Genomic DNA, 11,555 nt, shown 5'->3' on the forward strand with positions numbered 1-11,555 from the left:
TACCACCGCCGCCGGCGTCAGGCCCGCCTGGGCCGATTGACCCCCATCGAATACGAGACCATCATGAACCCGACCGTCACCCTGGCGGCCTAAACCAAGCTGACACCTGATCGTGCATCAGTCCCCTCGGTGGAGCCTGCGGCCGTTTCATTGAAGCTCATGGTTGCACCGCGCGTCGCGGGGAACGGCCCGATCTGCTTGTCCTGGAGACCCGTCGCGGTGCCTGTGGTCGTTGTGTTCGCCACTTCCGTCGTGCTGGAGGGTGTGCGCCCGCTGAAGAGCCCGAGTCGGAACTGGTCACTTGTACTCGCTCGAGCCGCGACGTCCTTCTGTACCGTGATGGTCGGCGGTGAGGCGCAAGAGGCAAGGTCCCACGAGCTGGAGAGTTTGTTCGTCACGGTGGTTCTGTCTGTCCCGTTCGGCATCTCGAGGCGCTGGAGTTCACTGGTCTGACCGAGGTAACCGCGGCCATCGGAGTCAAACGCGACTCCGTTCATGCTCGTCGCTGTTGCGACGTCGTTGGTGACGGAAGCCGCGAGCTCTCCGCCATCCGCCGCTGCGAGCGTTAAGGCCTTGACCGCGTAGATTTCCGAGGAGCTGCCGACGCCGCGCATGACGAACATGTTGCCCTGGGTATCGAAGGCGAGGTCACCGTTCTGGGAGGCATTGGAACCGGTCGCCTTCGTTGCTACAAACCCGAGGTACGAAAATCTTTTCGTTCGCGGCTGGTATTCGTATAGCTGGAACTTCTTGCCGTTATTCGTAAATCCCCCGAAGAGGAAACTGCCGGTTTTGAGGTTGACCGCTCCGGCAACGAGATTGGCGTCGAGGCCCTGCGGGGAGGCATCGTATGAGTCGCCTGTGTTTGTCCACCTCTCGCTGCCCGGGTCGTAGGTATAGATAAGCGCTTTCGTGAGGGCTGACCCGCGGCCGTTTGTGCTGCGTTCGTAGGCGTACACGGAGGATCCGCCCTCCCCAATACCCAAGCCATTGAACTGTGAAACACCACTTGCAGCCGTGCCTATCGTGCTGACCGCCGGGTTAGCGCCAGGCGAGAACTTCTGCAGCTGCCCTTTGTCTCCGAGGGCGTAAATGGAGTTGTTTGTGCAGTCGAGGCGACCGGCTGCTATCGCAGGCGTCATCGTGAGAAGCGGCGTCACGCCGAGCAGTGTGAGCAGGAGCACGGCGGTAGCGGCGAGTAGCCTGCGCAGCCGCGTGGACTGAGGTCTCGCGCAGGTGGCGTGCAGGAGCGGGCGGCGCACCGGGCCGCGGTGGGGTGACGTCATTGTCGTCCCTCGGTCGAGAGCGGAAGCTTCACTCCGCGAGAGGAAGGCCGCAGATCGTATCTAACGAGAAACGTACACCGGTTCATACCCGGTTTCGGATGAATCAGTGTGAAAATTTCCGCAAACGTCGACGGCCCCGAATCGGAGAAGCCGATTCGGGGCCGTCAGTGCAGGTCGGGCTGGGTTCGAGCTTCGACACGACCGGGCGCGTGACGAGGCGGAGTTCAGCGCTGGGCGGGCGCGAGCACCGTGAACGCCGCGTTGTGGGTGTCGATGAACCGGCCCACGCGTCCCCGCGGGGACGCGGCGGGCTCGGCGAGGAGGGCACCGCCGAGCGCTTCGACGCGCGCGGCCGTGGCATCGACGTCGGCAACCTGGATGTAGGACTCCCAGTGACCGGGGATCTCGCTGGCGCTGATGTCGGCCATCCCGCCCAGCAGCTCGCCGCCCGCGGAGAACGTCTCATACCCGGGGCCCGCGGCGGGATCGGCGGCGAAGTCCCAGCCGAATACCGTCGAGTAGAAGGCGGAGGCCGCCGGGTCCTTCGTGTGCAGCTCGTACCAGCACGTGGCGCCGTCGACGCCTACCGCGCCGAAGCCGCGGTCATCGTCATAGGCGAGCGCGCCGAACGCCGTCCCGGCGGCATCGGCGACGAGCGCCACGGAGGCGTGCTCGTCGAAGTCGGGGATCGCCATCATTGCTGTGCCGCCGGCCTCCTCGACGTCCTCGAGGAACGCCGTGAGCTCGGCGACCTTGAAGTACAGCGACCAGAAGCCCGGCTGCCCGGCGGGCGCCTGCTCCGGCTGCGGGCTGATCCCGGCCACCGGCGCACCGCCGACGAGGGCCCGCACCCCGAAGCCCATCGGGCCGGGGGATGCGAACTCCCACCCGAACAGCCCGCCGTAGAACTCCTGCGCTGCGGTGAGGTCGGGTGAGCTGAGCTCGGCCCAGCACGGCTTCGTATTCGCGTTCACGGTGTCTCCTCGGCTCGGATGAGCGCGCACCGCGCTCGACCCCATTCTCGCAGGTCCGTTCCGCACCGGGTGCGGCGCGTACCGGCTCCGGGGGACCATGCCGGGCCAGTCGAACGCCCGGCGCGGCGGCGTCGCGCGTTGTACAGCCGACAGCCCCACGGCTGACAGCCCCGCGGCCGTGAGCCCGGCAGCCGTCAGCCCGGCAGCCGGCCACTCCGCGGCCGAACGCCCCGCCACCGACCGCCCCGCAGCCGATCATCCTGCGGCCGGCCGCCGTGCGAGGCCGCTCAGCCGCCCGCGTGCACGTAGTCGCCGATCCCGGCGACGATCGCCGTGGCGTAGCGCTTCTGGCCCGCCTTCGTGCGCATGAGCGCGGCCTCGGAGGGGTTGTTCATCTCCGCGCACTCGACGAGTGCGGTCGGCACGGAGGAGTTCATGAGGCCGGCGAGGTCTGTGCGTTCGTTGAGCCCGTCCGAGCCATAGCCCGCGCGGTTGACGGGGAAGCCCTGGTCCTTGAGCTGCGCGACGAGGTCCTTGCCCAGCCGCTTGGACGCGGCCACCTCGGGCCCCTTGGGCGCGATGATGACCCCGAAGCCCTTGGCCGAGCGGCTCTCCGTGCCGTTGGCGTGGATGCTCACGAGCAGGTCCGCGCCCTTCTCCTTCGCGAACGTCCCGCGCTCGTCCACGCACGGGCCCACGCCCTTGTCCGAGGTACGCGACATGACCACGGTGGCGCCGGCGGCCTCGAGCTGCTTCTTCGCCGCCTTGCCCACGGCCCACGTGAAGGCGTGCTCCTCATAGCCGTCCTGGGTGGCGGTGCCGGTCGTGTTGCACGCCTTCGTGCCGCCGTTGCCGTCCGGGACCTGCTTGTTGATCGCGGAGAGGTGCGAGGCATTGCCCCCGTTGTGCCCGGGGTCCAGGGCGATTGTCGTGCCCTCGAGTGCACCCTCCGCGATGCCCGCCGAGGCATCCTTCGCCTCGGTGGGCCGCGCCGACGCCGAGGCGCCCGCCGTGCTGGCCGCGCCCGCGGAGGCGGCGCTGTGCTCGGGGCGCAGGGTGCTACTGCGCGGTGAGGGGGGACCGTCGCCCGCGGACTGGGCGCCGCAGCCCACGAGGATGAGCGGGCAGGCAAGGAGCGCCAGGGAGCGCAGGAGAGGGTGGGCCATGGCCCCAGTATGTCCCATCCTCCGCAATCCGGCGGGTCGTGCCCGGCTGCGCGCACCGGCGGGCCGTGCCCGATGCCGGTGTCGCGCCCCGCGCCCCGCCCGCGCGCTCCGGCCCGGCTCCGAGTGTGCCCCGCTCGCACGCGCTGGCCCGGGGCGGTCCCCGGGGCAATCCGTGCCCCACCGACCGCACCTCATCGAATCGAACACGGGTACGTCAGCATCCCCGACCGGGTGAGGACAGGACTCCGTCGGGCGCCGGAAATCGCGGGCCGCCCCGGCGCGGCAGCGCGCGCCGCGGCGGCGCTGTTCTAAAATCGACGGGGTCGGCCGGCGAGTGCCCGGCGGGCAGCGAAGGGAGCCACGTGGCGGCGAAGAAGGCAGGCGGCGAGGACTACGGCGCGCACCAGCTGCAGGTGCTCGAGGGCCTCGAGGCGGTGCGCAAGCGCCCCGGCATGTACATCGGATCGACCGACTCCCGCGGCCTCATGCACTGCCTGTGGGAGATCATCGACAACTCCGTCGACGAGGCGCTGGCCGGCCACGGCACGGACATCGCCGTGACGCTCCACGCCGACGGCTCCGTGGCCGTCGCCGATGACGGCCGCGGCATCCCGGTCGACATCGAGCCTAAGACCGGGCTGACCGGCGTCGAGGTCGTCATGACGAAGCTGCACGCCGGCGGCAAGTTCGGCGGCGGGTCCTACCAGGCCGTGGGCGGCCTGCACGGGGTGGGCGCCTCCGTCGTCAACGCGCTGTCCGCCCGGCTCGACGTCGAGGTCACCCGCGCCGGGAAGGTCCACCGCATGTCCTTCCAGCGCGGCAAGCCCGGCCGCTTCGACGACGACGGCGGCGAGCCCTCGCCCGACAGCCCGTTCACCCCCTTCACCACGGCCAGCGAGCTCGACATCGTGGGCAAGGCCAAGCGCGGGGTGACCGGCACCCGAGTGCGCTACTGGGCCGATTCGCAGATCTTCATCAAGGACGCCCGGTTCGACGACGCCTCGCTCGTCGACCGCGCCCGCCAGACCGCATTCCTCGTGCCCGGCCTGGGGATCTCCGTGCGCGACCTGCGCGGCCTGGCCCGTGATGAGACGGGTGCCCCGATCGCGGAGAAGCTCGACGAATTCCGGTTCGACGGGGGGATCTCCGCCTTCGTCGAGCACCTGGCCATGGACGCCGGACTCACCGACGTGTGGCGCCTGGCCGGCGAGGGCACGTTCACGGAGACGGTCCCGATCCTCGACGACCACGGCCACATGGTCTCCACGGAGGTCGCGCGCGACGTCGCCGTCGACATCGCCGTGCGGTGGGGGACCGGCTACGACACGCGGGTGAAGAGCTTCGTCAATATCATTGCCACGCCCAAGGGCGGCACCCACCTCACCGGCTTCGAGCAGGCCCTGCTCAAGACGCTGCGCAAGCAGGTGGAGGCCAATGCGCGCAAGCTCAAGGCGGGCAAGGACAAGCTCGAGAAGGACGATGTGCTCGCCGGGCTGACGGCCGTCGTCACGGTCAAGCTCGCCGAGCCCCAGTTCGAGGGCCAGACGAAGGAGGTGCTCGGCACCCCCGCCGTGCGCCAGATCGTCGCGAAGACGGTCGAGCGCGAGCTCACCGCGCTCCTCGAATCGCAGAAGCGCCCGGTGAAGGCGCAGGCCGCCACGCTGCTGGAGAAGGTCGTCTCGGAGATGAAGTCGCGCATCTCCGCGCGCACCCACAAGGAGAACCAGCGCCGCAAGACCGCGCTCGAGTCCTCCTCGCTGCCGGCCAAGCTCTACGACTGCCGCAAGGGCGATGTCGAGCACTCGGAGCTGTTCATCGTCGAGGGCGACTCCGCCATGGGCACCGCGAAGGCCGCCCGGGATGCCGACTTCCAGGCGCTCTTCCCCATCCGCGGCAAGATCCTCAACGTCCAGAAGGCATCGGTTGCGGACATGCTGGCCAACGCCGAGTGTGCGGCGCTCACCCAGGTGATCGGGGCCGGCTCCGGGCGCAGCTTCGACCTCGACGCCGCCCGCTATGGCAAGATCATCATCATGACGGACGCGGACGTGGACGGTGCGCACATCCGCACGCTCCTCCTCACGCTGTTCTTCCGCTACATGCGCCCGCTCGTCGAGGCCGGGCGCGTCTTTTCCGCCGTCCCGCCGCTGCACCGTGTGGAGATCATCAACCGCGGCAAGCCCAACGAGGTCGTCTACACCTACTCGGAGGCCGAGCTCCACCAGCTCGTCCGCAGGCTCGAGAAGGGCAAGCGGGGATACACGACCCCGCAGCGCTACAAGGGCCTCGGGGAGATGGACGCGGACCAGCTCGCGGAGACGACGATGGACCCCGAGCACCGGCTCCTGCGCCGGGCCACGATGGCCGACCTCGAGGCCGCGGACCGCACGTTCAACCTGCTCATGGGCTCCGATGTCGCGCCGCGCAAGGAGTTCCTCATCTCCGGCGCCGCCGTCCTCGACGCGGAGCGCATCGACGCTTAAACCGCACCGCGCCCGAGGCGCCGGCCGGCACCCACGCCGCGCCCGCGCCTCGGGCACGGCGTGGGTGCCGTCAGCCCAGCCGGCTCAGCCGGACCCGCGTGAGCGCCTCGTTCGACTCGCCCGGGTGGATGCCCGCGCTCGTGGCGATAGCGGAGGCCAGCGCCTCGGGGCCTGCCTCGCGGACCGCCGCATCGTCGGCCATGAACTCGATGAGCGCGGACACGGCGGAGAGCGCGCGCGCCGTTGCGGGCAGGAAGGGCAGCGCCCGGTGCCAGGCGGCGAACGGGATGACGAAGAGCTGGTGGTGGTAGCGCAGGTGGGCGGACTCGTGGGCGATGACGGCGCGGCGCTCGGGCTCGCTCAGCGCCGCGATGAGCCCCGTGGAGAGCACGGTGGTGCCCGGCGCCCCGGTGCCGCGGGCGGCGGCGCCCGGCACGCAGTAGGCTAGCGGCACCTCGGAGGGCAGGAGCCGCGTCCCGGGATCGGCCTGGGAGGGGCTCGTCAGCAGCTCCACGAGCGCCACATGGCGCCGGCGGGCGCGCTGGGCGCGCACGTACTGGGCGACGAGGCACCACAGCAGTCGCGCGAGCATGACGAGCGCGGCCACGAGCAGCGCCCACTGCCACCACGCCAGGGGTCCTGCGCCGCTGCGCTGCGGATCGCCGGCGGCCAGCCTGAGGGCGTGCAGGCTGGGCACGAGGGCCAGCAGGGTGATCGCCCCGACGAGTGACAGGCCGCCGGCCAGCCCAAGGCCCTGCCAGAGGGCCATGAGCACGGTGGGGGAGCGGGCGAGCGTCGCCCGCGCCATCGCCTCGGGAATGGGCCAGGCGAGCACGAGGGCCACGAGGGCAAGGCAGAGGCCCAGGATGAAGAGGGTGAGCACGGCGCGGACCTGCCGCCTGCCTCAGGAGGCGCGCTGGGCGCCGAGGAGGCTGGAGAGGAACGCGGTGTCGGATTCCGAGACGGTGCCGACGAAGCGCGCGAGCACGGCCTGGCGGTCGGACGCCTGGTCGAGGACCTCGGTCATCATGTCGACCATGTGGTCCTCGCGGGTGGAGGTGGGCACGTAGCGGTGGGGCCGGGTGGACCGGTCGCGGCTGACGAACCCCTTCTTCTCCAGGCGGGTGAGGACGGTGTGGACGGTGGTGAGGGCGAGATCGCGCGCGGCGAGGCCGTCGCGCAGATCCGCGGCGGTCATGCCGTCGCCGCTGGTCCACAGCGCGTTCATCACGCTGCGCTCGAGTTCACCCAGAGTTCCCACGCTGTCCGTATCCCTTCGCGGCCGCCCACGGCGGGCGGCTCCACTGCCATCATACTTCTACACCGCGTAGATTATCGCAACACAAGCATGTGCGAATCCGGGGAGTCTGGGCCCCCGGGGCGCCCGATCCCGACATGTGGGACGGCTAGGACGCTGGCGTGGACGGGTGCCGCCTGGGAGAGCCTCCCGTGCTCGCTGGGAGTATTCTACGAAGTGTAGAAATGAGGTCCCGCGGAGTCGACCGGCGCCGGCGGGCACAAGCGAGGAGGAACTCGTGGATCCCGTACTCGTCGGGCGGTGGCAGTTCGGCATCACCACCGTCTACCACTTCTGGATGGTCCCGCTCACGCTCGGCCTGGGCCTGCTCGTGGCCATCCTGCAGACCGTGTACAACCGCACCGGCAACGACGTGTGGCTGCGCGCCACGAAGTTCTGGGGCAAGCTCTACCTCATCAACTTCATCATGGGCGTGGCCACCGGCATCGTCCAGGAGTTCCAGTTCGGCATGGCGTGGTCGGAGTACTCCCGCTACGTCGGCGACGTCTTCGGCGCCCCCCTCGCCATGGAGGCGCTCATCGCCTTCTTCCTCGAGTCCGTCTTCCTGGGCCTGTGGATCTTCGGCTGGGGCCGGCTCAACCGCAAGCTGCACCTGGGCGTGCTCTGGGCCGCCGTCATCGGCTCCTGGATCTCCGCCTTCTTCATCATCGCCGCGAACTCCTGGATGCAGCACCCCGTGGGCGTCGAGGTGATCGACGGCCGGCCCAAGCTCGTCGACATCTGGGCGGTGCTCGGCAACAACACCGCGATCGCCGCGTACTTCCACACGCTCTCCGGCGCCGTCGCCGTGGGCGCCGCGTTCATGCTCGGCATCGCCTGGTACCACCTGTGGCGCCGCAGGAAGGACGGGATCGACACCGTCGACGACCTCGGCCGCGTGGTCGTGGGCGAGGCCCCGGAGATCCCCGGCCGCGACCGGACCGACCACACGGTGTGGCTGCGCTCCCTGCGCATCGGCGCCTGGGCGGCCATCTTCGCCTTCGCCGCCGTTGCGCTGACCGGCGACATCCAGGCCAAGCTCATGTACGTCCAGCAGCCCATGAAGATGGCCTCAGCGGAGGCGGCCTGCCACACCGGCAACCAGTTCTCCGTGCTCACCGTGGGCGACCTCAGCTCGAACAACTGCAAGGACGTCCACCCGGTCATCGAGATCCCCGGGCTCCTGTCGTTCCTGGCCAAGGGCAACTTCACCGAGGACGTCCCCGGCGTCCAGCCGCTCGTCCCGCAGTACCAGGAGAAGTACGGTCAGACCTACCCGGACGACGAGGCGGCGGGCATCCACGCCGGCCAGCAGATCAACTACCAGCCGCTCATGATCGTCACCTACTGGGGCTTCCGCCTCATGATCGGCTTCGGCGTGCTCTCCGCCGCCGCGGCGGCCTACGCGCTGTGGGCCACCCGCAAGGGCACGGTCCCGCGCAGCGCGTTCCTGTCCAAGCTCGCCCTGTGGGGCATCACCGCGCCCTTCATCGCGAACTCCGCCGGCTGGGTCTTCACGGAGATGGGCCGCCAGCCCTTCGTCGTGGCGCCCAACCCGGACGCCTCCGGCATCGACGGCGTCTACCTCTACACGGCCGCAGCGAGCTCGCCGTCCGTGTCCGCCGGGGAGATGCTCTTCTCGCTCATCACCCTGACCCTCCTCTACGGAGTGCTCATGGTCTTCGAGCTGCTCCTGCTCATCCGCTTCGTGCGCGGCGGCGTGGCCTCGGCCATGCCGGAGCTCGACCACCAGAACTACAAGCCCACGGTGTCGTCGGACCACGACGACGTCCTGTCCTTCGCCTACTGAGGAGCCCGCGATGTCCGACGCACTTCCGACCATCTGGTTCATCCTCATCGCCGTCCTGTGGCTCGGCTACCTCTTCCTCGAGGGATTCGACCTGGGCGTGGGCACCCTGCTCAAGGGGTTCGCCAAGAACGAGCAGGAGCGCCGCCTGCTCATCAACACGATCGGCCCCGTCTGGGACGGCAACGAGGTGTGGCTGCTCACCGCGGGCGGCGCCACCTTCGCGGCGTTCCCCCTGTGGTACGCCTCGCTGTTCTCCGCGCTCTACCTCCCGCTCACGCTCGCGCTCGTCGCGCTGATCCTGCGCGCCATCGCGATCGAGTACCGCGGCAAGGGTCACACGGACCGCTGGCGCGCCGGCTGGACCTGGTGCATGTCCGCGGGCTCCGCCGTCGCCGCCTTCTGTGTGGGCGCGATGCTCGCGCTCACGACGACCGGGATGCCGCTCAACGAGCGCGGCGACAATGTGGGCGGCCCGTTCGCCTGGGTCAACGCCTACGCGATCATCGGCGGGCTGGGCGTGCTGGGCTTCTGCATCCTCCACGGGCTGCTCTTCCTCACGCTCAAGACCGACGGCGACGTGCGCCACCGCGCGGCGCGCATCGCCGGCAGCTGGGGGCCGCTGCTTCTGCTGCCGCTCGTGGCCTGGGCCGTCATCATCGTGGTCCGCTCGGGCCACTGGTGGGGCTGGGCGCTCCTGCTCATCGCGGCCGGCGCCGCCGCGTACTCGTGGATCGCGATCCGCGGGGGCCGGGAGAAGGCCGCGTTCCTCGCCGAGTCCGGGTTCCTCGTGGCCGGCGTGGCGGCGATCTTCTCGAGCGTCTACCCCGTCGTCATGCCCTCCACCCTCGACCCGCAGTTCTCGCTGACGGTCGGCGGCGCATCCTCGTCGGCCTATACGCTGACGGTCATGCTCATCGTCGCCATCGTTTTCGTGCCGCTCGTCATCCTCTACCAGTCCTGGAGCTACCGCGTGTTCGCCCAGCGGCTGAGCGTCGAGCACATCCCCGCCGCGCACGCCATCCCGAAGGCCGTGCGCTCCGCCGCGCACTCATGAGCCGGCGGCAGGGCCCCGCGGGACCGGCGCTGGCCGATCCCGCGGGGCGCCGCGCGCTGCTCGCCCTCACCGCCACCGCGCTGGTCCGGGCGGTGGGCCTCGTGCTCATCGCCGAGGCGGTGGCCCGCGGCATCGTCGCGCTGCCCCACGGTGAGCCGATCGGCACCGCCCTGGCCTGTGGCATCGTGGGCGCGCTCCTGCGCGGCGCGGCGGCGTGGGCCCAGCGCAGCATCGGAGCGCGGGCGGCGGTCGCCGTCAAGACCGCGCTGCGCGCCGCGCTCGTGGACCGGGCGATCGCGGGCTCCGGGCGCGACCTGCCGCTGTCCGACGGGGCCCTGACCGTCGCGGCCACCCGCAGCCTCGACGACCTCGACGACTACTACACCGCGGTTCTGCCCGCCCTGACGTCCGCGGCGGCGATTCCGCTGGTGCTGGGCGTGCGGATCGCCTTCGCGGACCTCACGAGCGCCGTCATCCTCCTCATCACCCTGCCGCTCGTGCCGCTGTTCATGGTGCTCATCGGCAAGTACACCTCGGGGCGCGTGGCCGAGGCCGTCCACAGCCTCGACCAGCTCTCCACGAACCTCGTCGAGCTCGCCCGGGGCCTGCCGGTGCTCATCGGCCTGGGCCGGGTCCGCGCCCAGACCCGCGCGCTGGCGGCCATGAGCGAGTCCTACCGCCGTACGACGCTGCAGACCCTGCGCGTCGCGTTCCTCAGCGCGCTGGCACTCGAGCTCATCGCCACGATCTCCGTGGCCCTCGTGGCGGTCTTCATCGGCGTGCGGCTCGTGGCCGGCACGATGGACCTCGAGGCGGGCCTGCTGGCCCTCGTCCTGGCGCCCGAGGTCTTCCTGCCGCTGCGCCAGCTGGGGGCTGCTTTCCACTCCTCGGAGAACGGGATGGCCGCCCGCGAGCGCGCCCAGGAGATCATCGCCTCGGAGCCGGCGGCGCCCGCGGGCGAGCACCCGGCCCCCGGCGCGGCCGAGCCCCTGGTGCTGGAGAGCCTGAGCGTGTCCTATGCCGGGCGCGCCGAGCCCGCACTGGCCCCGTGCAGCGCGCGCATCGGCACCGGCCTCACCGTCGTCGCTGGGCCCTCGGGAGCGGGCAAGTCGACGCTCCTGGGCGTCCTCGCCGGCCTCGTGCGCACCGACGCCGAGACCACGGTGAGCGGCAGCGCCACCGGAGTGCCCGCCGCCCTCGCGCTGGCCGCGCAGGCCCTGCGGACGTTCGCCCCCACCCTGCGCGCGGAGCTGAGCGCCTACGCCGGCCGCCCGCTCGCGGCCGAGGAGGCCGCCGGGCTCCTGACCCGGGCGAGCCTCGAGCTGGAGCCCGAGTTCCCATGCGCGGCGCTCAGCCCCGGTGAGCTGCGGCGCCTGGCGCTGGCCCGCGCGCTGGCCGGCGTCGAGGCGGGCGCCGGCCTGCTGCTGGCCGATGAGCCCACCGCCCACCTCGATGCCGCGGCCGCGGCCCGCGTGCGCGCCGAGC

9 protein-coding genes are annotated in these 11,555 nt (G+C 70.8%); 4 read left to right on the forward strand and 5 right to left on the reverse strand.

The genetic code is table 11. The features are described from left to right. Positions 1-89 precede the first annotated feature (89 nt). From GSY69_RS12565 to GSY69_RS12575, 3 genes are all read right to left on the reverse strand, one after another. A complete protein-coding gene (locus GSY69_RS12565; RefSeq protein WP_160954186.1) occupies positions 90-1,184 on the reverse strand; it encodes a DUF4257 domain-containing protein in 1,095 nt (364 codons plus the stop codon). 326 nt (positions 1,185-1,510) lie between these two features. After that, positions 1,511-2,260 carry a VOC family protein gene (locus GSY69_RS12570; RefSeq protein ID WP_160954187.1) on the reverse strand — a complete coding sequence of 250 codons (750 nt, stop codon included), beginning with the start codon at positions 2,258-2,260 and terminating at the stop codon, positions 1,511-1,513. 287 nt (positions 2,261-2,547) lie between these two features. Continuing rightward, positions 2,548-3,426 carry an N-acetylmuramoyl-L-alanine amidase gene (locus GSY69_RS12575; protein WP_160954188.1) on the reverse strand — a complete coding sequence of 293 codons (879 nt, stop codon included), beginning with the start codon at positions 3,424-3,426 and terminating at the stop codon, positions 2,548-2,550. Between the two features lie 362 nt (positions 3,427-3,788). Between GSY69_RS12575 and GSY69_RS12580 the strand changes: the two genes are divergently transcribed. After that, positions 3,789-5,909: a DNA gyrase/topoisomerase IV subunit B gene (locus tag GSY69_RS12580; RefSeq protein WP_160954189.1), complete on the forward strand. Its 2,121-nt coding sequence runs from the start codon at positions 3,789-3,791 to the stop codon at positions 5,907-5,909. Positions 5,910-5,979: 70 nt separating this feature from the next. On the opposite strand, the gene GSY69_RS15235 is transcribed toward GSY69_RS12580, so the two are convergent. Together GSY69_RS15235 and GSY69_RS12590 are read right to left on the reverse strand one after the other, a co-directional pair. Then, positions 5,980-6,792: a M56 family metallopeptidase gene (locus GSY69_RS15235; protein WP_160954190.1), complete on the reverse strand. Its 813-nt coding sequence runs from the start codon at positions 6,790-6,792 to the stop codon at positions 5,980-5,982. Positions 6,793-6,813: 21 nt separating this feature from the next. After that, a complete protein-coding gene (locus GSY69_RS12590; RefSeq protein WP_160954191.1) occupies positions 6,814-7,170 on the reverse strand; it encodes a BlaI/MecI/CopY family transcriptional regulator in 357 nt (118 codons plus the stop codon). Positions 7,171-7,444: 274 nt separating this feature from the next. On the opposite strand from GSY69_RS12590, the gene GSY69_RS12595 reads away from it, so the two are divergent. The 3 genes from GSY69_RS12595 to GSY69_RS12605 form a co-directional block, all read left to right on the forward strand. Continuing rightward, complete coding sequence (locus GSY69_RS12595; RefSeq protein WP_160954192.1) at positions 7,445-9,016, forward strand: cytochrome ubiquinol oxidase subunit I; 1,572 nt, start codon at positions 7,445-7,447, stop codon at positions 9,014-9,016. Positions 9,017-9,026: 10 nt separating this feature from the next. After that, positions 9,027-10,070, forward strand: coding sequence for a cytochrome d ubiquinol oxidase subunit II (cydB, locus tag GSY69_RS12600; RefSeq protein ID WP_160954193.1), 1,044 nt, complete (start codon positions 9,027-9,029; stop codon positions 10,068-10,070). After that, positions 10,067-11,555: ABC transporter transmembrane domain-containing protein (locus GSY69_RS12605; protein WP_160954194.1), on the forward strand; the 1,489-nt coding region annotated here is incomplete at its 3' end. The genes cydB and GSY69_RS12605, both read left to right, overlap by 4 nt.

The organism is Brevibacterium rongguiense (genome assembly GCF_009857845.1).
GTDB classification, from domain to species: Bacteria; Actinomycetota; Actinomycetes; order Actinomycetales; family Brevibacteriaceae; genus Brevibacterium; species Brevibacterium rongguiense.

What these genes read in the sequence shown, in the direction of transcription:
- GSY69_RS12575 (WP_160954188.1), bottom strand. Translation starts at nt 3,426, where the DNA reads ATGGCCCACCCTCTCCTGCGCTCCCTGGCGCTCCTTGCCTGCCCGCTC.
- cydB (WP_160954193.1), top strand. Translation starts at nt 9,027, where the DNA reads ATGTCCGACGCACTTCCGACCATCTGGTTCATCCTCATCGCCGTCCTG.